Here is a 23,715-nt window from a genome sequence, read left to right as displayed (position 1 = left end):
CACAACCGCTCGCACCGCAATCCCGCACTTCAGCAACTTCCGCACTGGAGCAGCACCATGACTTCCGCCCTCTTCGTCGTCACCGGCGCCACCGCGTGGACGCTGGCCGACGGCACCCCGCACCCCACCGGCTTCTGGGCCGAGGAGCTCGCCGAGCCGCACCGGATCTTCACCGAGGCGGGCTTCGAGATCACCATCGCCACCCCCGGCGGGGTCCCCGCCACCGCCGACCCGGGCAGCCTGAGCGCCGAGGCCAACGGCGGCGCCGCGGGCGGCGGCCGGGAGAAGGCCGCGTGGCTCGCCACCTACCTCGACGCCATCGGGGCGCAGCTGGCGCACCCCGCCGAGCTCGCCGAGGTCGACCCGGACGCCTACGACCTGGTCTTCTACCCCGGCGGCCACGGCCCGATGGAGGACCTCGCGGTGGACGAGGCCTCCGGGCGGCTGCTGACCCGGGCGCTCGACTCGGGCAAGCCGCTGGGCGTGGTCTGCCACGCGCCGGCCGCGCTGCTCGCCGCTCGCCGCGAGGACGGCAGCTGGCCCTTCGCCGGCTACCGGATGACCGCCTTCAGCAACGCCGAGGAGACGGCGGTGGGCCTGGCCGACCGCGCCCCGTGGCTGGTCCAGGACCGCCTGGTCGAGCTGGGCGCCGAGTTCGTCGAGGCCGCGCCGTTCACCCCGCACACGGTGACCGACCGCAACCTCTACACCGGCCAGAACCCGGGCTCCTCCGCCGGGCTGGCCCACACCCTGGTCGCCGCCGTCTCCACCGACCCGGCCACCGTGGTGGCGCGGCTGCGCGGCGCCTTCACCACCGGCCGCACCAGGCCGATCGACTGGCGGCTCGCCCAGCTGCGCGCGCTGCGCGCCCTGCTCACCGAGCAGTCCGAGGCCTTCCTGGCCGCGCTCAAGGCCGACCTCGGCAAGAGCGCGACCGAGGCCCACCGCAGCGAGATCGGCTTCACGCTGAACGAACTCGACCACACGGTCGAGCACTTGGCCGACTGGCTGCGCCCGCGGCCGGCCACCGTCCCGGACGGCTTCCGGCCCGCCGGAGCCCAGGTGGTGCGCGACCCGCTCGGCGTGGTGCTGATCATCGCGCCGTGGAACTACCCGCTGCAGCTGGCCCTCGCCCCGCTGGTGGGCGCCCTGGCGGCGGGCAACACCGCCGTGGTCAAGCCCAGCGAGCTGACCCCGGCCACCTCCGCGGCGCTGGCCAGGCTGCTGCCGCGCTACCTGGACCGGGAGGCGGTGGCCGTGCTGGAGGGCGGCGTGCCGGAGACCACGGCCCTGCTGGAGCAGCGCTTCGACCACATCTTCTACACCGGCAACGGCCAGGTCGGCCGGATCGTCATGACGGCCGCCGCCAAGCACCTGACCCCGGTCACCCTGGAACTCGGCGGCAAGAGCCCCGTGGTGGTCGAGCCCGGCGCCGACCTCGCGGTCACCGCCCAGCGGGTGGCGCGCGGCAAGTTCCAGAACGCCGGGCAGACCTGCGTGGCCCCGGACTACGTGCTCGCCATCGGCGAGACCGCAGGTGCCCTGGAGGCGCACCTGCGCGAGGCCGTGCAGGCGCTGTACGGGGCGGACCCGGCCGGCAACCCGGAGTACGGACGGATCGTCAACGAGCGCCACCACGACCGGCTCACCGCACTGCTCGCCGAGGGCCGGATCGTCACCGGCGGCGGCCACGACCGCGCCACGCGCTACCTCGCGCCGACCGTGCTGGCCGACGTCTCCCCCGAGGCGCCCGTGATGCAGGGCGAGATCTTCGGCCCGATCCTGCCGGTCATCGCCGTGCCCGACCTGGACGCCGCGATCGCCTTCATCAACGAGCGCGACAAGCCGCTCGCGCTCTACGCCTTCACCGACTCGGAGCAGACCAAGCAGCGGCTGGCGGTGGAGACCTCCTCCGGCGGGCTGGTCTTCGGCCTGACCGTCTCCCACCTCGCGGTGCCCGAGCTGCCGTTCGGCGGCGTGGGCGAGAGCGGCATGGGGCGCTACCACGGCGAGTACTCGATCGACACGTTCAGCCACGCGAAGGCCGTGCTGGACAAGCCGCTCGGCTGATCCGCTCGGCTGAGCCACCCGGCCGACCCGCTCGGCCGACCGCGGCTGCGCACCGGCCGCCGCAGCGGCTGCGAGAAGATACCGGTCCCCGGTCGAGCGATCGGCCGGGGACCACCACCCTCCTGTAAGGACAAGCAGATGAGCACTCCGCACGGCTCGGACCGCACGCCGGCCGCCGTCGACCACCGCGCGGCCGTCGCCGCGCAGACCGCCCGCTTCGTCGAGGCGGTCAAGGGCGCCGACCTGACGACCCCCGTCCCGTCCTGCCCCGGCTGGACGCTGGCCGACCTGCTCCAGCACGCGGGCAGCGTGCAGCGGTGGTTCGCCGTGCTGCTGAACGGGCAGATCCAGGAGCGGCCCACCAGCCGGGAGGTGGACCTGCGCCTGCCGGCGGGGCCGCAGGGCCTGGCCGACTGGCTGTCCGCGAGCGCGCAGGTGGCCGCGGAGGCCTTCGCCGCCACCCCCGCCGACCTGCCGATGTGGGCGTGGGGCGCCGACCAGCACGCCCGGTTCTGGGCCCGCCGGATGCTCTTCGAGACCCTCGTGCACCGGGTCGACGCCGAGGTGGCGCTGGGGATCCCGTCGGCGATCGACACCGAACTCGCGGTGGACGGCGTGGACGAGTTCCTCGTCAACCTGCCCTTCGCGAGCTTCTTCGCGCCCGGGACGGCCAAGCTGCGCGGCGAGGACAGGTCCATCCGGTTCAGCTGCACCGACGCGGACCGCGACTGGCTGGTCCGGCTGCGCCCCGACGGCTTCGGCCTGGACGGCACCGGCGCCACGGACGTGCCCGCCGACGCCACCGTGCGCGGGAGCGCCGCGGACCTGCTGCTGCTCGCCTACGGCCGGCTGGACCGGGCGGACGAGCGGTTCGAGGTCCAGGGGGACGAGGAGCTGCTGGCGCACTGGTTCGCCAACTCCGCGTTCTGAGCCGTGGAGAGGCCCTGAGCCTTCCTGGCGGGCGGGCGCGCGCCGAGGTGCGCCCGCCCGCTCACCGGAACGCGTCGAAGCGCCTGCGCAGCCGCCCCGGCTCACGTCGCACGACGGCGAGGTGGAGCGAGCTGCGCGGGTCGGCCGAGTCGCCGTCGGGGTACTGCGCGAGGTAGGGCGCGCCCGCCCACGCGTCGTTGGTGGCCTCGAAGTACGCGCGGGCGTCGGGGTATCCGGGCGGCACGGGGCGGTACTGCCAGCGCACGCCGCCCGCGGAGCGGCGGACCGCCTCGCCCAGGTACCAGGCGGCACCCGCGACGAACTCCCGCTGTTCGGGCGCCTCGAACGCCTCGGCCGTGGCGATCCGCCCGAGCAGCAGCTGCTCCAGTGCGTCGATCGAGTCGCGGCTGAAGTCCCAGGCGGCTGAACCACCGCAGTCGGCCGCCCAGTCGGCGAAGGCCGCCGCGCGCTGCGCCAACCAGCCGGTGAGCCAAGGGTCCTGGGCCTCGGTGGCGGGGTCGGCCTCGTCGACGCCCGGGGTGTGCCGCTTGGTCGGCCTCCAACCCGGGTGCGCGGCCTGGTGGTCGGCCACCGCCGCCGCCAACGCCGCGTGCGCGCGGCGCAGTTCACCACTGCCGCCGGAGCGCCTGGCCCGGCGCAGCAGCTCCATCGGGGAGACCGGGGGCAGGCCGAGCGCCGGGTCCGGGCAGACCAACGGCAGGTCGTGGTCGGGGCTGTCGGGGTCGTGGTCCCACGCCCAGTGTCCGCCGCCGACCCGCAGCAGCGCCTCGCCCAGGTAGCCGAGCGCGGAGTCCACCAGGCCGCTGTCGGTCGGCGGCGCGCCGCCGGGCGGGACGTTCGCCAGCAGGACCGCCTCCAGCCCGTCCAAGGACCCGGGCGAGAAGTCCTGCACGAAGCCGCTCGGCAGGAACCAGCCCAGGCGCTCCAGCACCGGGTTGAGCGACTCCAGCCAGTCGTCCAGCTGATCGTCCGCCATCGGCTCGCCTCCGCATCCGCATTCGCATCCGGTCCAGCACAGCGGCTCCGAACCTACCCGACGCCCTCCCCGCGCGGGCCGAGTCGTGCGGGCGCCTCCACCGAGGATTCACAGCACCACCTGGCAACACGCCCGACAAGACGTCATCCCCCTTGGTACGGTGCCGACTTCGGAAAGCACCCACCAGGGCCGGGCGTTGCCGACGGGAGCAGGGGCGGCGGCGCTCACGGCCGAGGAGAGGCAACGTGAGACGCTTATTACGCTCGGGGGCACTGCCGGGAGCACGGTTCGCCGTGGTCGTCATGGTGACGGCCTTGCTCGCCGTGCTGATCGGCTGGCCGGTGCGGTCCGCCGTCGCCGCCGCGTCCAACCGGTGCGCGGACCTGTACAGCATCACCAAGCCGACCCCGCCACGGGATCAGCTGCCCGGGTTCACCCCCGCCGGCTCCACTCCGCCGAGCTATCCGCTGGGCAGCTACCCGTACGACAACCCCGGTGAGAACGCCCGGGCACTGCCGGCCATCACGGACCCGAACATCCTCAAGGAGTACGGCACCGACACCAACGGCAAGACGCCCGGCACCCCCGACCACGTGTACGCGGCGTGGAACCGGTACCTGGCGCGCAAGGCGAAGGAGGGCAAGTCGCCGCTGCCGTGGAGCAAGTGGCTCGGCCAGTACGTGCCCAACATGGGAAACAACAACCGCGGCAAGGCCTTTGAGCAGTACGCGGTGCAGACCATCGGGCTGGGCGACGACTGGCTCTGCCAGGAGCGGATCCCCGGCGGCCCCCAGGACCGCATATTCGACGCGGTGAACCACGACGAGAAGATCGCCTACGAGTTCAAGTCCGGCAACACGGTCGTCAAGGCCCAGGTGCAGAAGGACGCACAGATCGAGGCGGAGACCGGCTACAAGATCGAGTACGTCTTCGGCAGCAAGCCGCGGCCCAGCGCGGTCAAGGCCCTGACGTCCAACGGGTTGAGCGATCCGTACACCGTCGAGGCGACTCCGGTGCAGTCCGATCCGGGGACGGTCGCGCCGGGTTCGCCGGCCTCCCAGCTCATGGAGCCCGATCCCGCGGCCGACCCCTCGTCGGGTGCCTTCAACGACCTGACCGGCGGGTCCGGCGACAGCCAGGACCAGGCCAACGCGATCGAGGACGCCGACCAGGACCTCGAGGACCTGTCCGGCGCGGCCGACCAGGCGGCGATCCGGCCCGGCGGCATCGACTTCTCCACCATGCAGCTGCGCTACGTGTCGCTGGCGCCGGACAACGCCGGTCTCCAGTACTCGTTCCAGACCGACGACAACCCCAGCGACACCCCCTCGTTCGGCGGTCTGCAGGACGCCCAGCTCACCTCCGACGCCATGTTCACCTGGCTGGCGCTGGACCCCTCGACCTTCTGGGTCAACCTCAACCCGGACCAGCCCGACAAGATCGTCGACCCCCGGCTGGCGAGCACCGACGCCGGACGGATCCTGCTCTCCTCCGACCTGGAGCTCAAGCACACCGTCGCCGCCCTGCAGGTGCCCGGCGCCGGCAACCCCACCGGCACCGAGTACTGGAAGGAGCTGAAGGGCACCGCCGACACGCCCCCGTGCACGGGCAGCTACCGGGTGTGGATCGAACCGGACACCGCCACCGTCCGCGACACGGGCAGTCAGCTGTACGTGCTGGACGCCCCGTTGAAGGTCGAGGCGCAGCGCCTGCAGATCACCACCCCGGGCCCCGGCCGCCCCTGCACACTGCCCCAGAGTCTGCAGGACTACAACCTCTCGGTGCTGCAGAAGGTGGTCGTCCCCCAGGCGGAGAAGCTGGTGAACACCGACCCGGGCTTCGCCGACCTGCGGCGGGTGTACTACAGCCGGGTGATCGCCGAGTGGATCCGCGAGCGGGACGCCGTCACGCCCGGTCCCTTCCACTCGATCATCAACAGCGACGACGTGAGCCGGTGGCCCGCGCGCACGCCGTGGAACCCGGCGGACGTCTACGCCGACTACCTGAAGTCGTACAAGGACGGCGACGCGTCGTTCTCGATCACCTACCCGGTCAACGGCGTGCCGGAGCAGTTCAAGTACGCCGTCGGCGGGGTCGACTTCGGGCAGGCGCCGCACCAGCCGATCCCGGAGCAGACCTTCCAGACCACGTACAGGACGCTGCCGGTCACGGTCACCCAGTCGCAGCAGGCGCCGGTGCACTACGAGGACACGCCGGTCAGCTGGCTGGGCGGCGGCAGCGTCGCCACGACACCCACGCCGCCCCCGACCCAGCCGCCCACGCAGCCACCGACGGGACCACCCACCGGGCCACCGACCGGGCCACCCACCCAGCAGCCGACCCAGCCGCCCACGCAGCAGCCCACCCAGCCACCGACCGCACCGCCCACGAGCGGGCCGACGAGCGGTGCGCCGAGCCCGAGCGCGGGGCCGAGCGGACCGACGGCCGGACCGACCGGCGGGTCCGGGCAGAGCCCGACGCCCACCCCCGCGGGAGCGGTGTGGAGCGCGCCCAGCGCCCCGCCGACCCGGCCGTCCACCGGGCCGGGCGCGGCTCCCCCGGCGCGGGCGCTCGCCTTCACCGGCGCTGACGTGGCGCGGTTCGCCGTGGTGGGCGGCACCCTGCTGATCGCCGGGGCCGGCCTGCTGCTCTGGGGCCGACGCCGACGGCCCGGCGCCGGTACCCGGTAGCGGCGCCCGACAGCCGGCCCGCCGTGCGGCGGCCCGGGGAGCGGCAGCCCTCCGCTCCCCGGGCCGCCCCGGCCGGGCCCTATCCCCACCCCGCCTCCGTCGCCGTCCGCTCGATCAGCTCGACCGCGCGCCCTGCCCCGTCCTCCGCCGCCAGCCGCCCGGCCAGTGCGGTGGCCCGGGTCCGGTGGACGGGGTCGCCGGTGGCACGGGTGATCGCGGCGGCGAGGCGGTCGGCGGTCAGCGACTTGAAGGGGATCGGGGCGGTGCCGGCGCCCAGCCGGGCGAGCAGGTTGGCCCAGAAGGGCTGGTCGCCGAGGACCGGGACCGGCACCGCGGGGACGCCCGCGCGCAGCGCCGCCGCCGTGGTGCCCGCGCCCGCGTGGTGGACCACGGCGGCCATCCGGGGGAAGAGCGCCAGGTGCGGGAGCTCGCCGACGGTGATGACGTCCTCGCCCGTGCCGGACAGGCCCGCCCAGCCCGCCTGGACGACGCCGCGCACCCTGGCCCGGCGCAGCGCCCGCACGGCCAGCTCGCTCAGCCGTTCGCCCTCGCCGCCGCCCATGCTGCCGAAGCCGATGAACACCGGCGGCGGGCCGGCCTGCAGGAAGTCCGCCAGTTCGGCCGGCAGTTGATGATCCGTCAGTTGCGCATCGAAGGGCCACCAGTTGCCCACCACGTCGAGCCCCGAGCGCCAGTCCGCGGGCCGGGGCAGCACGCTCGGGCTGTAGCCGTACAGGACCGGCCAGCCGGCTGCCTCCTGGCGCCGCCGGGTGGCTCCGGCGGTCATCGGCGGCAGGCCGAGCCCGGCCCGCAGCCTGGTGACCGTCGGGCCGTAGACCCGGTCCACCAGGCGCAGCGAGACGTGCCCGGCGGCGCGGTTGCCCCACCGGCCCAGCGAGCGTCCGGCGCCGACGGCCGGGGCGAACTCCGCTGTGGGATGGACCGGTTGCAGGTACACGCCGATACTCGGGATGCCGTGGGCCTCGGCGAGCGACCAGCCGAGCGGCGCGGTGGTGGGGGCGAGCAGCAGCAGGTCGTCGCCGGGTGCGACGGTGGCGGCCACGCCCTCCCCCAGCTGCCGGACGAAGTCGGTGGCCTGCCGCAGCGGCGACAGCTCCCGCCGCAGTTCGCCGGGCAGCGCCCGGAACTCCAGGCCGCCGGCACCCACCAGCTCGGCGAAGCGCGGCTGGGTGGCGATCGCCACCTCGTGTCCGGCCTGACGCAGCTGCACCCCGAGGCCGGTGAAGGGCGCCACGTCGCCCTGTGATCCGCCCGCCAGGAACAGGATCTTCATCGGACTCCTCGCCGGGTGCGGCAGCTGAGCCCGACTCAGCCACCGGGAGATCGGACGGCATTCACCGTACGCCCGGGGACACCGCGGCAGCCGCAGGGGTCCGGTCGCCCGGCGAGCCCACGCACTGTAGCGCCCTGCCATGCCCGGATCAAGGGCTTTCATTTTTGCCATTCCTTGGGTGAAATATGTCCTCAACTTGGCAGTTTCAGTTCACCGGTCGGCTCATGGCCAGGCCCGGCAAGGGGAGGACGTCAACCACGTTGAAGCCGCACAGGACCTTGAAGTCGCATCCGACCAGGCGGACAGCCGCCGCGGTCACCAGTACCGCGCTGCTGGCCACCCTCGGCCTGAGCCTGCTGCCGGCCACCGCGGCAGCGGCTCCCGCCGCTCCGGTCGCCGTCACCGACCCCGCCGACGCCGCCCAGGCCGCCCGGGTCGAGCACGACCTGCCGGGACCGTTCACCGAGAAGGTGGCGGCCGAACAGAAGGCCGCCACCGAGCAGTTGCTCGCCGGCACCGCGAAGGTCGAGCAGCATGGCGGCAGCAGCAGCGTGAAGCTGGGCCGTGACAAGTACGTCGAGCTGGCCCGCGAGCGCACCGACAAGATCTTCACCATCCTGGTGGACTTCGGCGACCAGGTGGACAGCACCACCAAGCTGCCCGACGGCAGCGCCAAGTACGGCGGCACCCCGGGGCCCGCGCACAACAAGATCCAGCAGCCCGACCGCGCCGTCAACAACTCCACGGCCTGGCAGGCCGACTACAACCAGCAGCACTACCAGGACCTGTACTTCGCCAAGGACAAGCCCTCGCTGAAGACCTACTACGAGAAGCAGTCCTCGGGCCGCTACTCGGTGGACGGCCAGGTCAGCGACTGGGTCCGGGTGCCCTGGAACGAGGCCAGGTACGGCTCCAACTTCTGCGGCGCGCACATCTGCAGCAACGCCCAGGACCTGATCGTCGACGCGCTGAACGCCTGGGTCGCCGACCAGAAGGCCAAGGGCCGCAGCGACGCCGACATCAAGGCCAACCTCGCCGAGTACGACCAGTGGGACCGCTACGGCTCCCACCACGACGGCAACTTCAACCAGCCCGACGGCTACATCGACCACTTCCAGATCGTGCACGCCGGCGAGGACGAGTCGGCCGGCGGCGGCGCGCAGGGCGCCGACGCGCTGTGGGCGCACCGCAGTTACGTGCACGGCTCGGAGAACGGTCAGACCGGCCCGGCGGGCAACAAGCTCGGCGGCGTGCAGATCGGCGACAGCGGCTACTGGGTGGGCGACTACACCATGCAGCCGGAGAACGGCGGGCTGGGCGTCTTCGCCCACGAGTACGGGCACGACCTCGGTCTGCCCGACCTCTACGACACGGTGGGCCCGGGTGACAACTCGGTCGGCTTCTGGTCGCTGATGTCGTCGGGCTCCTGGCTCGGCGAGGGCAAGGACAACATCGGCGACAAGCCGGACGACCTCGACGTCTGGAGCAAGCTGAAGCTCGGCTGGCTGCGCTACGACAAGGCCGCCGCGGGCAAGGAGTCCACCCACCACATAGGCCCGGTGGAGTACAACAACAGGCTCCCGCAGGCCCTGGTGGTCGACCTGCCGAAGAAGAGCGTCACCACGACGATCAACACCCCGTACGCGGGCAAGAGCGAGTGGTGGAGCGGCAGCGCCGACAACCTGGACGTCGCGCTGACCCGCGACCTCGACCTGACCGGCCGCACCTCGGCCACCCTGACGGCCCAGGCCTGGTGGGAGCTGGAGCAGGACTTCGACTACGGCTACGCCGAGGTCTCCACCGACGGCGGCGCCAACTGGCAGGTGCTGGCGGGCACCTTCAACGGCACCGCGCTGCCGAAGAACGCCGCCGGCAAGGCCGCGCTGACCGGCAGCACGAACAACGCCTGGGGCCGGCTGTCCTTCCCGCTCGACGCGTACGCCGGCAGGGCGGTGAAGATCCGCTTCCACAACACCACCGACGGCGGCCTGCACCTGCGGGGCCTGGCGCTGGACGACATCGCCGTGACGGCGGACGGCGCGACCGTCTTCAGCGACGGCGCGGAGAACGGGGACGCCGGCTGGACGGCCAACGGCTTCTCCCGGATCGGCGGCACCTTCGTCAAGGACTACGACCAGTACTACCTGGCCGAGAACCGCCAGTACGTCTCCTACGACGAGACCCTGCGCACCGGCCCGTACAACTTCGGCTCCGCCGCCAAGCCCGGCTGGGTGGAGCACTACGCCTACCAGCCCGGACTGCTGATCTGGCTCTGGGACACCTCGCAGAGCGACAACAACGTCAGCAGCCACCCGGGCCACGGCCTGATCCTGCCGATCGACGCGCACCCCGCCCCGCTCAAGTGGGCCGACGGCACCCTGATGCGCCCGCGCATGCAGGGCTACGACTCCACCTTTGGCTCGCGGCGCACCGACGGCCTCAAGCTGCACAAGGCCGACGCGCTCACCACGGTCCCGCGCTCGCGCGGGGTGGACGAGTTCAACGACCACGAGCGGACGTACTGGGACGCCTCCGACCCGAACAGCAGCGTGATCGTGCCGGACACCGGCACCAGCATCGAGATCGAGAACGAGAGCGCCAACTACCTGGAGACCTGGATCCGGGTGCGCCCGGTCGACTGACCGCAAGCACCGCCCGCGCCGGGGCCCGCCGCAGCCGCGGTGGGCCCCTGGCCGTGTCCGGCGCGGGAATGCGGTCGGCGGCCTGCGGTGTTCACCCCACCGTGACGACAGCGACCTCGGGGAGCACGGCGGCGACCTCCGGGAGCGGCCCCGCCCCGGGCTACCGGCTCTCGGTGCTGGACCGCTCCCGGATCCGGCAGGGGCAGCCGCCGGCCCAGGCGCTGCGCGACACGGTGGCCTTCGCCCAGCAGGCGGAGCGCTTCGGCTACCACCGCTTCTGGGTCTCCGAGCACCACGGCGTGCCGGGGGTGGCGGGCTCGGCACCGACCGTGCTGGCCGCGGCGGTCGCGGCGGCGACCAGCCGGATCCGGGTCGGCACCGGGGGCGTGATGCTGCCCAACCACCGGCCGATGGTCGTCGCCGAGCAGTTCGGGGTGCTCGCCTCGCTCTTCCCCGGCCGGATCGACATGGGGCTCGGCCGCTCGGTGGGCTTCACCGACGGGGTGCGCCGGGCGCTGGGCCAGGGCAAGGACGCCGCCGACCACTTCGCCGAGCAACTCACCGAGCTGCTCGGCTACTTCGACGCCACCCGGAGCGCCCCCGAGGTGCACGCCCGGCCCGCCGAGGGTCTGGCGGTGCCGGCCTTCGTGCTGGCCACCGGCGCGGGCGCGGACATCGCCGCCGAGGCCGGCCTGCCGCTGGTCATCGGCGGTGTGCGCGGTGAGGAGGCGATGCTGGCCGCCGTCGACCGCTACCGCGAGCGGTTCCGCCCCTCGGCGCGGGCGGCGGCACCGTACGTGGTCGTCTCCGGCACGGTGGCGGTGGCCGGGACGGCAGTGGCGGCGCGGGAGCTGCTCGTCCCCGAGGCCTGGTCGAGCGCCTGGTCGCGCACCCACGGGGAGTTCCCGCCGCTGGCCCCGGCGGCGGAGATCCTGGCGCGCACGATGAGCCCGCGCGAGCGCACCGCCTACGAGCAGGCGCTCGACGGGCACATCGCCGGGACGCCGCCCGAGGCCGCGGCCCGGCTCGCCGCCCTGATGGAGCGCACCGGGGCCGACGAGTTCCTGGTCACCACCAGCACCTACGACCGCGCCGCGCTCCTCGACTCCTACCGGCTGCTGGCCGCGGAGCTGGGCCTGGCAGGCCGTCCGATGTGACGTCGGACGGGTTCACCCCGCGAACCGGCGCACGGTGCGGCGGATCTGCGTCACGTGGTACTCGTTCGGGCCGAAGTGCGCCAGCACGCTGAGGTGTTCGCGCAGATGGTAGAGCGGCATCCGGTCCTGCCAGCCGTCGGACAACGGCTGCAGCTCCTGGTAGGCGGCGAAGAAGCCTTCCGGGATCCCGCCCACGCAGTACGCCATGCTCAGCTCGGACTCGGCCCACAGCCAGCAGACCGCGGGGTCGATGAAGACCGGCTCGCCCTGCGCGGTCGCGAGCAGGTTGCCGTGCCACAGGTCGCCGTGGTTCAGCACGGCGGGGGCGGGCGGGACCAGGTCGGGCAGCCGCTCGCAGAGCCGGGTCAGACCCGCCCGGTCGGCGGGGTCCAGCGCGCGCTCGGCCTCCGGCTCGGCGAGGTAGCGCAGGATGCGCTGTTCGGCGAAGAACGCGCAGCCGTCCTCGGACCAGTCGTTGCGCTGCCGCAGCAGGCCGAGCCAGCCGTTGCGGTGCCAGCCGAACCGGGTGCCGGAGATCGCGTGCAGGCGGGCCAGCGCCCGGCCCGCCTCCTCCCAGACGGCGGGGGCGTGCGGGGCGGTCGGCGCCACCTCCTCCAGCAGCAGGTGGCGCGGGCCCACCTCGATCACGTCCGGGGTGCGCAGCCCGCCCTGCTCGCGCAGCGCGGCCAGGCCCTCGGCCTCGATCGGGAACATGTCGGGCGGCACCCGGTCCGAGGCCTTGACGACGAGCCGGGTGCCGTCCTTCAGGGTCACCCGCCGCACGTCGTGGGCGGCGCCGCCGCTCAGCGGCTCCGCGTGCACCACGTCGCCGAGGTAGGCGCTGTCGTAGCCGGACCAGCGCTCGCCCTCCGCCACCGGCTCCTCGCCGCCGGGCCGCCCGGTCATGCGGGGCCCGCCCCGGTGAGGATCTCCGCCAGGGCCTGCCAGAGGGTCTCGGCCGAGTAGAAGTTCGGCCGCAGCAGCGCGGTGTCCGGGATCACCGCGTCGAAGCCCAGCTCGAGGTCCAGGACGAGGTTCACCGACCCGAGCGAGTCGAGTCCGAAGTCGGTCAGCGGCGCGTCGAACGGCAGCTCGGTGGTGCCGGGCACGCCGAGGCTGGCCCTGATGACCGCCTCGAAGGTGCTGTTCGGGAAACCCATGGGTCCCTCTCGTCTGCTTCGGTGTCGTCGTTGTTCCGGCCGTTCCCCGCTGCTTGTCAGGCAATCAGCATGGAGTCCCCGAACTCGTTGAAGAGGTAGCCGTTCGGGACGACCTCGTCGCGGTAGAGGTCGAGCAGCTCCTGGCGGCCGGTGAAGGCCGAGGTCAGCCGGAGCTCCGAGCTGCGGGGCATGTGCAGGTTGGTCAGGAAGGCGTCGCAGGCCTTGAAGCGGTGGCCCGGGCCGAGGATCAGGTTGGTCCAGCCCGTCCCCGGCCAGACGCGTCCGCTGCGCTGGTCCGCCACGGTCTCCAGCGCGCGCAGCGCCGAGGTGCCGCAGACCACGATCCGCCCGCCGGCCCGGCGCCGGTCGTTGATCTCGTCGGCGGCGGCGGTGGACACCTCGTAGCGCTCGGGGCGCGGGAAGGGCAGGCTGGGACCGCTCGCACCGGCCGGCACCTCGACGTCCGCCCCCTCGGCCCAGGCGACGTCGGCGCCGAACCAGTCGCGCAGGTAGCCGTGCTGCCAGCGGGCCGCGATGTGGTGGGTGACCTCGACCACCGCGGTGCCCCGCCCCTTGAGCGCCTCGATCAGCTCAGGGGTGAAGTGGCGTGCGGCAGAGGGGAAGAGGGTCGCACCGGGCCGGCTGGCGAACGAGGTCTGGTAGTGCGCGGGGTCGATCGGGCGCTCCACCAGGTAGTCGGGGTAGGCGATCTCGCCGATCTCGTCCAGCACCTCGGTGCCGCCGGGCTCGAAGGCGATCCGCCAGACTCCGGCGCCCTCGTCGCGCAGCAGGGTGCCGACCACCTCGCGCTCCTCGCCGAAGCGCAGCGCGGCGCCCACCTCGGCAGTCGAGGCGGGCAGCACCAGGCAGTGCCAACTGCCGTCGTCCATCGGGGAGAAGACATTGACCACGACGGGCGAGCCGTGCGCGTCCCGGCCGCGCAGCAGCGAGGGGACCACCCGCGCGTTGTTGACCACCAGCACGTCGTCCGGCGAGAGGAACTCGCCCAGCTCGTCGAAGCGCCGGTGGTGCACCTTGCCCGCAGCGCGCTCCAGGACCAGCAGTTTCGCGGCGCTGCGCGCACCGCCGCGCACCTCGGCGGGCTGCTGCGCGATGAGCCGGCTGCTGAAGTCGAAGTCGTACTGGTTGGCCGTGTCGGGCAGGTCCTTCATGGGCGCACTCCCTGGCGGTCCGCGAGGTCGGAGCCTTCATGTCAGCACTAAAGCGGTTAAGCGGTCAAGGGTGTTGACACGAGTGATTCTCCGTACCTGATGCACCGTCAGCACCAGGTGCAATTCCCTTGACAGCTAAACCGCTCAAGTGGTTCAGTCGGTCCGGCCGATCCGCCGCAGCTCAGCGCAGATGGAGAGTCGCATGAGTGCCGAAGCCGAGCCGCCGCCCGGCGCACCGCCGGCCCCACCGGCACCGCTGATGTGGTCCCAGGAGATGTACTGGTACATCTACCGGATGCCGCTGCCCGAGGTCGACAGCGTGAAGACCGCGCTGTGCGTCCCGGCCCCGCACCCCGGGGTCTCGCAGGCCACGGCGCTCGCGGCGGTCCGGTCCCTGATGCTGCGGCACGAGGCGCTGCGCACGCTCTGCCCGACGGACGCACACGGGATCCCGTTCCAGTCGGTGCGCACCGAGTTCGAGGTGCCCGTGCCCCTCCGGCGCCAGGGCGACGACCCCGCCGACATCCGCGCGGTCATCGACGAGCTGGCCGGGCCGCGCCTGGACCAGGCGGTGGACCTCCCGCTGCGGGTCGGCCTCACCCTGCACGGCGACCAAGTCGCGACCGTCGTGCTGCTGTTGAACCACATAGCGGTGGACAAGGCCAGCGCCCCGATCCTCACCGAAGACCTGACACGGCTGCTGGACGCCCCCGCGACCTGCGCCGAGGCCGCGGTTCGCCCGGCGCCCTGCCCGGCCGAGGCGCCGCGCGGGCTGCAGCCGGCCGAGCAGGCCAGGCGCCAGGCGCTGGGCAGCCAAACCGTTCTGGGCGCACGGGCGTTGCGGTACTGGGAGGAGGTGCTGCGCGAGCTGCCGGCCGCACCGTTCCCCTGGTCCGCCCCGGCCGCCGGCGCAGAGCACTACCACCAGGCCGTGCTGCGCTCGCGCCCGTTGCTCACCGCCCTGCACCGGCTGGGCCGACGCGAGCGCAGCAGCGCCTGCGACCTGCTCGCCACGGCCTTCTGCCTGGCCCTGTCCGCGCTCTCGGGCAACAGCCGGGTGGCGTTCAAGATGAACTTCTCCAACCGGTTCCCCGAGGTCAGGCAGTCCGTCGGCTGCTTCTTCCAGGAGGCGCTGGTGCACGTCGAGGCGCCGGGCCGGGCCACCGTCGGCGAGTTGGCGGCGCGCACCCAGCAACGGCTGCTGGCGGGCAGCCGCCACGCCCGGTACTCCTACCTGGACTGCCGGGACACCAGGGCGCGGGTGGAGGCCGCCCGTGGGCTCTCGTTCCGCCTGGCCACCTCCTTCGACTGCGCCGACGGCTGGGACCAGCGGCCCGCGACGGTCGACGGCATCGCCAACCCAGCTTCCGAGGAGGAGAGTTCGCTCAGCCGGCGGACCTGCGAGTGGCAGGACGACTACAACGACCTCTTCTTCCGCAGCTACCCCCAGGACGACGCGGCGGTACTGGATCTCGTCGTCCACACCTCGGTCGCCGGGCGGGCGGAGACCGGTCGGCTGCTGCACGGGATGGAGCGGTTCCTGATCGCCTGGGCCGAGGACCCGCGGCTGGCGGCGGCAACCGTCACCGAGGCCGTCGAGCGCTTCGCGCTGCCCGTCACCCGGTACGGCGACGGCTGGGTCCTGGTCGACCACTGCTGGGTCGACGCCGCCGCGCTGGCACGACTGCTCTGCGCGGTCGACGGGGTCACGGCCGCCGCGCTGGTGGTCCGGGAACGGCCGGGGCACGCGCCGGTCCTGGTCGCCCAGGTGACCGGTCCGGGCGCGCGCCGCCCGGAGCTGCGGCCGGACCTCCGGGCGGCGCTGCTGACCGCCCTGCGGAGGCGGCGGGACGTCGTCTGCCCCCACGAGTTCGTCTGGTGCGAGCGGCTCCCGCAGTCCCCCGCGCCCATCGCCACCGCCCACCGCCCGGCAACCGACAACGCCCGGCCCCTCGTCAACGCCCCTTCGGGCGAGCCCGGTTCGCCCGAGCAGCGGTTCGTCACCGCGCTCGCCGCCGCGCTCGGCCCCGGCCCGGTCGACCTGGACGCCTGCTACGCCGAGCAGGGCGGCCGGGCCGTCCTGGCGGCGGCGGTGATCGAGCGGCTGGAGCAGCTGGGGTGCGCCGGCCCCACCCCGGACGATCTGCTCGGCCCGTGGCCGCTGCGCTCGCTCGCCGCCCTCTGCACCCCGCACCCGGAGTGACCGCCATCGAGAGCCTCGCCGACCGCCTGCGCAGCCGCCTGCGCACCAGATACGCCGCCCTGCCGCTGCTGCGCCTGCTGCCCACACCCGTGCTGGTCACGCTGGTCGCGGTGTCCGCGGGGATCAGCGCACTGCCGGCGGCCTCCAGCGTGGTCTCCCGGGAGCTGGTCCTGCGGCTTCAGCACAGCGGCACCCGGTGGAGTGCGGCGGTGGCGGCGCTGGTGCTGTTCTGCGTGCTGCTGCTCGCCCAGCAGGCGGTGATCCTGCTGCTGGAGCCGCTGCGGATGCACGCGGCCCGCCTCATCGACGGCCGGTTCCGGCGCTGCATCGGCGAGTTGGCGCTGGCCCCGAGCGGCACCGCCCACCTGGACGACGCCGACACGGCCGGGCGGCTGACCATGGCCAGCACCGAGCTGCAGATCTTCACCGCCGGCTGGGCGGCCGTGGGCCATGTCGCGCAGTTCTGCCAGACCCTGGGCGGGGCGGTCTGCCTGGCGCTGGTCGCGCTCTCGGCGCCCTGGTTCGCGCTGGGCTGCCTGGTGGCGCTGGTTTTGTGCCGGTGGACCACCACCCGGATCTACGTGGGGATCAACTGGATGTGGGTGCGCACGGCCGGGCTGAGCAAGCGCACGCAGTACTGGGCGCAGTTCGGCCGCAGCGTGCAGAACGCGAAGGAGATCCGCGTCTACGGCCTGACCGGCTGGCTGGTGGCGCACTTCCACGCGGCGGCCATGGCGCAGGAAGGACCGATCCTGCAGGCGCGGTGGCGGGCGCTGGGCTCCACCTGGCAGCCGCTGCTGGCCGCGGCCGCCGCGCTGTTCCTCGGGCTCGCGGGCATCGTCTCCAGCAGCGGGCAGCAGGCGGGGGTCATCGCGCAGAACGTGACCGCGCTGATCGCGGCGCTCGCGCTGGGCCAGATCGGCACCGGCGGCTTCTCCGTCGAGCACGGCCGGCCGATCGTGCAGACCGCCGCCGAACTCCGCCGCGAGCTCGCCCCCGGCCCCCGGGCGGCACGCCCCGACCGCGGCCCCGACCACGACCCCGGGCCCCGGCCACCGCTGCCACCCTCGCCGCTGCTCCGCTTCGAGCAGCTGGGCTTCGGCTACCCGAACGCCGCCCGGCCCGTGCTCCAAGGCCTCAGCCTGGAGGTGCGCTCCGGGGAGGTGCTGGCGGTCGTCGGACTGAACGGCGCCGGCAAGACCACGCTGACCAGGCTGCTCGCCCGCTCGCTGGAACCGGATGCCGGGCGGATCACCGCCGACGGGACGGACATCACCCACTGGCCGGTCGACCAGTGGCGCCGCTCGCTCGCCCTGGTGAGCCAGGCGTTCCTGCGGCTGGACCTGTCGGTCCGGGAGAACGTCGAGATCGGCGCGCCGGAGCGGCGCGGCGACGACGCCTTCTTCGCCGCCGTGGCGGGCGAGCTCGACCTGGACGACATCGTGGCCGCGCTGCCGGACGGCTGGCGCACCCCGCTGTCCCGCTCCCGCACCGGGGGCACCGACCTGTCCGGCGGCCAGTGGCAGCGGATAGCCCTGGCACGCGCGATCTTCGCGCTGCGCGCGGGCCGCGGCGTCCTGATGCTGGACGAGCCGACCGCGCACCTGGACGCACAGGCCGAGTTCGAGGTCTTCGAGCGCCTGATCACCGCGGCCCGCGGCGCGACGGTCATCCTCATCTCGCACCGGCTGTCCACCGTGCGGCTGGCCGACCGGATCGCCGTGCTGAGCGATGGCCGGATCACCGAACTGGGCACCCACGACGAGCTGGTGGCCGAGGGAGGCGACTACGCGCAGCTGTTCGCCCTGCAGGGCCAGCAGTTCACCGACGCCGCACTGCCCGGAGACGACACGCCGCCGCCGGGAGCCGACCCGCAGCTGCCCGCAGACGACACGCCGCCGCCGGGAGCCGACGCGCCGACGCCGGGGGTCCCCCGGTGAGCGCGCGACCGGGTGTTCCCGCCCGCCTCGCCCGGCTCTGCTGGCAGGTCAGCCGGGCCCGCTGCTGCCTGATCCTGCTCACGGTGCTGATCGGCGCGGCCGGCCAGCCGGTGGTGGGCCTGCTGCTGCGCGAGGTCACCGAGGACGTGCTCGCCGGGCACCGCCGCTCCGCGCTGCTGGCCGCCGCCCTGACCGCGGTCGTCTGGGCCCTGGCCAACCAGGTCCAGGACGTGCGCAACCTGCTGCTCAACGACGTGCGCGCGCTGGCGGGGCTGCGGATCGACGAGGAGGTGCTGCGCCTCACCTCGGACATCCCCGGCATCGGGCACCTGGAGGACGCGCAGAGCCTGGACCGGATCGGCGTCATCAAGGGCGTCGTGGTGGTGGACGCGCTGGCCGCGGCGGTGGAGACGGCCGGCTCGGTGCTCGGGATCGGTGCCACCCTGGCCGCGCTGGCCACCGTGTCGCCGCTGCTGCTCGCCACCCTGCCGCTGGCGCTGCCCACCCTGTGGTTCAACCGCCTCGGCCAGGCCAGGCTGCGCCGGGCCGCCGACCGGGCCGCCGAACCGCAGCGCACCGCCGACCAGTTGCTCGCCACGCTGCTCGATCCCGCCACGGCGACCGAGGTCCGGGTCACCGGCGCCGGGGAGCTGCTGCTCGACGTCTACCAGGAGCGCTGGGAGCAGTCCAGCCGGATCCGGGTGCGGGCCCGCGCCCAGGCCGCCGTGCTGCTGCTGGTCGGGCACCTGGTCTTCGTCCTCGGCACCGCCGCCGCGCTGGGCTACCTGGCCTGGCGGATGAGCCGTGGCCAGGCCGGCGTCGGCGACCTGGTGCTGTTGCTCGCGGTGACCAGCCAGCAGCAGGGCCTGGTGCAGGCGACCGTCGCCGGCTTCACCCGGACGGCCGACGGCCTGCACGCGGCCCGGGCGGAGCGCTGGCTGCGGGACCGGGCCGCGGCCACCGGGCCCGCGCCTGTGCCTGCTCCTGCCCCTGCGCCTGCGCGACCCACGGCCGCCGAACCCACGCTCGCCGTCCCCGCGCGCCTGGCGAGCGGCATCACCCTCGACGCGGTGAGCTTCCGCTACCCGGGCACCGAGCGCACCGTGCTGCACGAGGTCAGCGCCGCCTTCCCGCCCGGGTCGGTGGTCGCCCTGGTCGGGGCGCACGGCTCGGGGAAGACCTCCGTCGTCAAGCTGCTCACCGCGATGTACCGGCCGCAGTCCGGCGTCATCAGGCTCGACGGGCAGCCGCTGGACCGGCATGACCACCAGGCCTGGCGGTCCCGGATCGCCTGCGGCTTCCAGGACTTCGTCCGGTTCCAGACGCCGGCCCGGGAGGCCGTGGGCACCGGCGACCTGCCGCGGATCGACGACCTCGGCGAGGTGTCCCGGGCCGTCCGGCAGGGCGGCGCGCAGGCCGTGGTCGAGCGGCTGGAGCAGGGCCTCGACACCCGGCTCGGCACCCTCTTCGACGGCGTGGAACTCTCCGGCGGCCAGTGGCAGAAGCTCGCCCTCGCCCGCACCTGCATGCGGCAGGACCCGCTGCTGGTGGTGCTGGACGAGCCGACCGCCGCGCTGGACCCGCGCAGCGAGTACGAGGTCTTCCGGCAGCAGATCCGGCTGGCCCGCGAACTGGCCGGGCGCAGCGGCACGGTGACGCTGATCATCTCGCACCGGTTCTCCACGGTGCGGGCCGCCGACACCATCCTCGTGCTGGCCGAGGGCGCCGTGGTGGAGCAGGGCAGCCACGAGCAGCTGATCACCGCGGGCGGCGAGTACGCCCGGATGTACGGCCTCCAGCAGGCGGCCTACCGTGCGCGACCCGAAGGAGGTCCCGACGATGCCGAACCGGGTGCCGGCTGACCCGACACCGCACCGGCCCGCGGCCAGGTGGCTGCCGGTCGCCAACGACCGCGGCCAGCGCTCGATCTGGCGCACCGGCCGGGCGCTGCCGCCGGGCTGGCACCCCTGCGGCCCACCGGGCGACCGCGCGGCGGCGCTCGACGTGGCGGCGCTCGATGTGGCGGCGGCCGACGTCCCGGCACCCGATGCGGGGGCCCGCGACGCGACTGCCGCCGGGCCCCGGTCGACGATCGACCGCCGGTTCGCCGCCACCGCCCGGCGCCACCCGGAGCGGTCCGCGGTCACCCACGGCGCCGCGCAGCTGAGCTACCGGGGCCTGGCGGCGCGCGCGGCCGGGGTGGGCGCGGGCCTGACCCGGCTGGGCATCGGCCGCGGCACCGCCGTCGGGGTCTGCCTGGACCGCGGCGTCGACCTGATCGCCGTCGTCCTCGGCGTGCTGGGCACCGGGGCCGCCTACGTCCCGCTCGACGGGCGCTACCCCGCGGCGCGGCTGGCGTTCATGGCCGAGGACGCCCAGGTGACCTGCGTGGTGGCCGATCCGGCGTACAACGAGGCGCTCTGCGAACTCGCGGTGCCGGTCATCGGCCCGGCCGACCTGACCGACCGGACCGAGCCGGCCGACCGGACCGACCTGACCGGCACGGACACCGCCGGCCAGGAGAGCGCGAGCCAACCCGACGACCTCGCCTATGTGCTCTACACCTCCGGCTCGACCGGCCGTCCCAAGGCCGTCGAGGTCACGCACCGCAACTTCCTCCACTTCCTGGACGGGATCGGCACGTTGCTGCCCGCGGGCGCCGCCGAGCGCGTGCTGTTCAGCAGCCGGCTCTCCTTCGACGTCGCGGGACTGGAGCTGTTCCTGCCGCTGACCCGCGGCGGGCGCTGCGTGATCGCACCCGACCTGTGGCTGCCCCGGCCGCGCGCGCTCGCCGCCCTCGTCAACGGGGTCCGGCCCTCCCTGGTCCAGGCGACGCCGGTCGGCTGGCGGCTGCTGCTGGACGCCGGCGCCCGGTTCGACGCGGAGCAGACCCTGCTGTGCGGGGGCGACGTGCTGCCGACCACCCTGGCAGCGCGGCTGGCGGCACTGCCCGCGACCGCGTTCAACGTCTACGGGCCCACCGAGTCGACCGTCTGGGCGACCGCCGGGCCGATCGACGCCGAGGCGCCTGCCGGGGCACCTGCCGGGGCACCGGGGGCCAGCATCGGCCGGGCGCTGCCGCACGCCCGGGTGTACGTCCTGGACGGCGACCTCGAACCGGTGGCGCCCGGCGCCCTGGGCGAGGCCTTCGTCGCCGGCCCCTGCGTCAGCGCCGGCTACCGCGGCAAGCCCCGGCTCACCAGCGAGCGGTTCCTGCCCGATCCGTGGAGCCCCGAGCCAGGCGCCCGGATGTACGCCACCGGGGACATCGTGCGTCTGGTCGCGGGCTCGCTGGAGTTCTCGCACCGCAAGGACACCCAGGTGAAGATCAACGGCATCCGGGTCGAGCTGGGTGAGGTGGAGTCGGTGGCGACCGCCGTCCCCGGCGTCGCGGCGGCGGTGGCCCTGGTGATCGACACCGCCGCGGGCAACGCCCTGCACCTGATCGCCGAGGCCCCGCCGGGGGCAACCGGGCTGGCGCAGGCACTCCGTGCCGAGCTGGAGCTGCGGCTGCCCGCGGCGATGGTCCCCAAGTGGATCTCCCTGCTCGACGCGCTGCCCTTCACCCCCAACGGCAAGGTCGACCGTGCGGCACTCCGAGCAGGAATTCCGTCTGACTAGTCTCCCTGCTCCGCGCCCTGGCGCCGACGCCGGCGGACCAGGGCGATCGGCAGTACGCCCACGGCGGCGAGCACGGGCGGCGCGGCGTCGGCCGCGGCGGTGGTGAACGTCTGGTGATAGGTGGCCGGGACGGGGAGGGTGGCCCAGCGGCCGACCGGCCAGGCCACCACGAACGCCCGGCCCACCACCTGGTTCACCCCGACGGTGCCCCCGTCGACGTTCTGGTTGTAGCGCGAGTCGCCGGAGTCCTGACGGTGGTCGCCCATCACCCAGAGCCGACCCTTGGGCACCTTGATGGGACCAAACGGCATGTCGTCGCAGGGCGTGTTCCCGGCATAGATGTAGTTGTCGTCCAGTGGCTTGCCGTTGACCAGCACCGGCCCGCCCGCGTGGCACTCGACGGTGTCCCCGCCGACCGCGATGACCCGCTTGACCAGGTCCTTCTCGTCCCCCGAGGGCATCAGCCCGACGAAGCTGAGCGCCTGCTGCACGACGTTCTGCTTCTTGGCCTTCTCGTTGCGCAACCAGCCGCCCGGATCGTGGAAGACCACCACCTCGCCGCGCTGCGGCTCGGCGCCGAACCAGGGCGTCAGCTTGTCCACCAGGATCCGGTCCCCCGGCTGCAGGGTGTTCTGCATCGACTCCGAGGGGATGGAGAACGCCTGCACGAAGAAGGTCTTGATCACCAGCGCCAGCACCAGGGCGATGCCCACCAGGAGCGGCAACTCCTGCCAGAACGGGCGCGACGTGCGACGCTTCGCCGCCGGCGCCGCTTCGACCACCGGCTCCGGCTCCGGCTCCGGCTCCGACTCAGGCTCCGTCCCCGGTTCAGGCTCCAAGTCCGCTTCCGGCGGCGGCGTCCGGTCCTCCTGCGCCGAGGCTCCCCCGCTGCCCGTCGTCTCCCCCACCTGTACTCCTCCGCTCGTACCAGTGAACGAATCTGACCGTGCGCCATCACCTCAACCCGCCGCACCGACCGAGAGTTCCCCCGGCACACGATCGTGCGGGAACGGACGGGGAGGCGATCGGGATCGGGCGGTGGGACGGTCAGGCTGACCGGTTCCCTGCCGTAGGAGGCTGCAGTGACAGATCCCCCCGACCAGCCCGGCGCGGCCCGACTGCACGCCGCGCTCGACGAGCTGGCCGCCGTGGAGGAGTGGGCCCGGCGGGTGCGGGACGGTGGCGGTGCGGTGCGCGAGGAGCCGGCGGGACTGGTGAGATCTGTGGGACCAGTGGGATCAGTGGGATCGGTGGTGCGGGTGGAGACGACGACCGGGGGCGGGATGCACCGGGTGGTCGCGATCAGCCCCGCGGCGCAGCGCGGCGAGGAGCAGCTCGCCGCGGTGCGCTCGGTGGTGCGGGCGCTGCTCGATCTGGCGGGCCATCAGGAGGGGTCCGCCTGTACCGAGGTCGCGCTCACCGCGGACGGCCCACGGATCGTGGCCTGCCGGCTCGGCGGGTCCGCCGGGCCGCACACGCCCTAGCGTGTCTCACAATTCCCGCCAGGCGCGCGACGCGAATTGTGAGACACGGCCTAGGGTCCCCGGTGTCCGGGCGGTAACCCGGTGGGAACGGTTCGGGAAGTGCCGTGGCCACCATGGGTGGTGTCAGGAGCGCAGCACCTCATCAAGGGACGTGACATGGGACGCAAGCTGGCCGCACTGTTCGGGATCGTCGTCGCCTCGCTGGCCCTCGGCCTCGGCACCGCCGCCGGAACGCTCCACCCGCACCAGGCGGGCGGGCAACGGGTGGTGGCCGAGGACAAGGGCCCGACGAGCATCACCCCGAACGCCCCGCTCATGCCCTGAGCGCCCCCGGCCCCACCCGCACCACCCGCCA

General features: G+C 73.8%; 17 protein-coding genes and 1 pseudogene. 12 read left to right on the top strand and 6 right to left on the bottom strand.

What is annotated here, in order from left to right; all coding sequences use genetic code 11:
- Window positions 1–57: 57 nt before the first annotated feature.
- The 3 genes and pseudogenes from OG294_RS34795 to OG294_RS34785 all read left to right on the top strand — a co-directional run.
- Window positions 58–756: pseudogene (locus OG294_RS34795) on the top strand (type 1 glutamine amidotransferase domain-containing protein); the annotation flags it as partial.
- Entirely contained in the window at window positions 751–2,070 is a 1,320-nt protein-coding gene (locus OG294_RS34790; protein WP_327071780.1) for an aldehyde dehydrogenase family protein, read from the top strand. The pseudogene OG294_RS34795 and the gene OG294_RS34790, both read left to right, overlap by 6 nt.
- Before the next feature lie 138 nt (window positions 2,071–2,208).
- Window positions 2,209–3,000 (top strand): maleylpyruvate isomerase family mycothiol-dependent enzyme, encoded by a 792-nt coding sequence (locus OG294_RS34785; protein ID WP_327070542.1) that lies wholly within the window; start codon window positions 2,209–2,211, stop codon window positions 2,998–3,000.
- Between the two features lie 61 nt (window positions 3,001–3,061).
- On the opposite strand, the gene OG294_RS34780 is transcribed toward OG294_RS34785, so the two are convergent.
- Window positions 3,062–3,997 (bottom strand): hypothetical protein, encoded by a 936-nt coding sequence (locus OG294_RS34780; protein WP_327070541.1) that lies wholly within the window; start codon window positions 3,995–3,997, stop codon window positions 3,062–3,064.
- A gap of 245 nt (window positions 3,998–4,242) precedes the next feature.
- Here OG294_RS34780 and OG294_RS34775 point away from each other — a divergent pair, with 245 nt between their 5' ends.
- A complete protein-coding gene (locus OG294_RS34775; RefSeq protein WP_327070540.1) occupies window positions 4,243–6,687 on the top strand; it encodes a hypothetical protein in 2,445 nt (814 codons plus the stop codon).
- A 79-nt stretch (window positions 6,688–6,766) separates the two neighbouring features.
- Here the strand turns inward: OG294_RS34775 and OG294_RS34770 are convergent, their stop codons facing one another.
- The gene (locus OG294_RS34770) at window positions 6,767–7,981 is read right to left on the bottom strand and encodes a glycosyltransferase (RefSeq protein WP_327070539.1); all 1,215 of its coding nucleotides are present in this window, start codon (window positions 7,979–7,981) and stop codon (window positions 6,767–6,769) included.
- 224 nt (window positions 7,982–8,205) lie between these two features.
- Here OG294_RS34770 and OG294_RS34765 point away from each other — a divergent pair, with 224 nt between their 5' ends.
- On the top strand, window positions 8,206–10,623 hold the full coding sequence (locus tag OG294_RS34765; protein WP_442789278.1) for an immune inhibitor A domain-containing protein: 2,418 nt from the start codon (window positions 8,206–8,208) through the stop codon (window positions 10,621–10,623).
- Window positions 10,624–10,691: 68 nt separating this feature from the next.
- Complete coding sequence (locus tag OG294_RS34760; RefSeq protein ID WP_442789380.1) at window positions 10,692–11,780, top strand: MsnO8 family LLM class oxidoreductase; 1,089 nt, start codon at window positions 10,692–10,694, stop codon at window positions 11,778–11,780.
- 12 nt (window positions 11,781–11,792) lie between these two features.
- Here the strand turns inward: OG294_RS34760 and OG294_RS34755 are convergent, their stop codons facing one another.
- From OG294_RS34755 to OG294_RS34745, 3 genes are read right to left on the bottom strand one after another with little or no spacing between them, the layout of a single operon-like run.
- Complete coding sequence (locus OG294_RS34755; protein WP_327070537.1) at window positions 11,793–12,686, bottom strand: fructosamine kinase family protein; 894 nt, start codon at window positions 12,684–12,686, stop codon at window positions 11,793–11,795.
- Entirely contained in the window at window positions 12,683–12,940 is a 258-nt protein-coding gene (locus OG294_RS34750) for a phosphopantetheine-binding protein (protein WP_327070536.1), read from the bottom strand. The genes OG294_RS34755 and OG294_RS34750 overlap by 4 nt, the downstream gene beginning before the upstream one ends.
- Before the next feature lie 56 nt (window positions 12,941–12,996).
- The gene (locus tag OG294_RS34745) at window positions 12,997–14,112 is read right to left on the bottom strand and encodes an S-adenosylmethionine:tRNA ribosyltransferase-isomerase (RefSeq protein WP_327070535.1); all 1,116 of its coding nucleotides are present in this window, start codon (window positions 14,110–14,112) and stop codon (window positions 12,997–12,999) included.
- 202 nt (window positions 14,113–14,314) lie between these two features.
- Here OG294_RS34745 and OG294_RS34740 point away from each other — a divergent pair, with 202 nt between their 5' ends.
- The 4 genes from OG294_RS34740 to OG294_RS34725 are packed head-to-tail and all read left to right on the top strand — an operon-like array spanning window position 14,315 to window position 21,876.
- The gene (locus OG294_RS34740) at window positions 14,315–16,315 is read left to right on the top strand and encodes a condensation domain-containing protein (protein WP_327070534.1); all 2,001 of its coding nucleotides are present in this window, start codon (window positions 14,315–14,317) and stop codon (window positions 16,313–16,315) included.
- A complete protein-coding gene (locus OG294_RS34735; RefSeq protein WP_327070533.1) occupies window positions 16,312–18,255 on the top strand; it encodes an ABC transporter ATP-binding protein in 1,944 nt (647 codons plus the stop codon). The genes OG294_RS34740 and OG294_RS34735 overlap by 4 nt, the downstream gene beginning before the upstream one ends.
- On the top strand, window positions 18,252–20,117 hold the full coding sequence (locus OG294_RS34730) for an ABC transporter ATP-binding protein (protein WP_327070532.1): 1,866 nt from the start codon (window positions 18,252–18,254) through the stop codon (window positions 20,115–20,117). The genes OG294_RS34735 and OG294_RS34730 overlap by 4 nt, the downstream gene beginning before the upstream one ends.
- Window positions 20,095–21,876, top strand: a complete 1,782-nt coding sequence (locus OG294_RS34725; protein ID WP_327070531.1) for an amino acid adenylation domain-containing protein — start codon at window positions 20,095–20,097, stop codon at window positions 21,874–21,876. The genes OG294_RS34730 and OG294_RS34725 overlap by 23 nt, the downstream gene beginning before the upstream one ends.
- On the opposite strand, the gene lepB is transcribed toward OG294_RS34725, so the two are convergent.
- Complete coding sequence (lepB, locus tag OG294_RS34720; RefSeq protein ID WP_327070530.1) at window positions 21,873–22,784, bottom strand: signal peptidase I; 912 nt, start codon at window positions 22,782–22,784, stop codon at window positions 21,873–21,875. The genes OG294_RS34725 and lepB overlap by 4 nt on opposite strands.
- Window positions 22,785–22,958: 174 nt before the next feature.
- Here lepB and OG294_RS34715 point away from each other — a divergent pair, with 174 nt between their 5' ends.
- A complete protein-coding gene (locus OG294_RS34715; RefSeq protein ID WP_327070529.1) occupies window positions 22,959–23,360 on the top strand; it encodes a hypothetical protein in 402 nt (133 codons plus the stop codon).
- Window positions 23,361–23,516: 156 nt separating this feature from the next.
- Window positions 23,517–23,684, top strand: a complete 168-nt coding sequence (locus OG294_RS34710; protein WP_327070528.1) for a hypothetical protein — start codon at window positions 23,517–23,519, stop codon at window positions 23,682–23,684.
- Window positions 23,685–23,715 lie beyond the last annotated feature (31 nt).

This window comes from Kitasatospora sp. NBC_01302, from assembly GCF_035976515.1.
In the GTDB taxonomy this organism is placed as follows: Bacteria; Actinomycetota; Actinomycetes; order Streptomycetales; family Streptomycetaceae; genus Kitasatospora.
The sequence above is the reverse complement of the archived record's forward strand: the minus strand, read 5'-3'. Positions and strand labels throughout refer to the sequence as shown.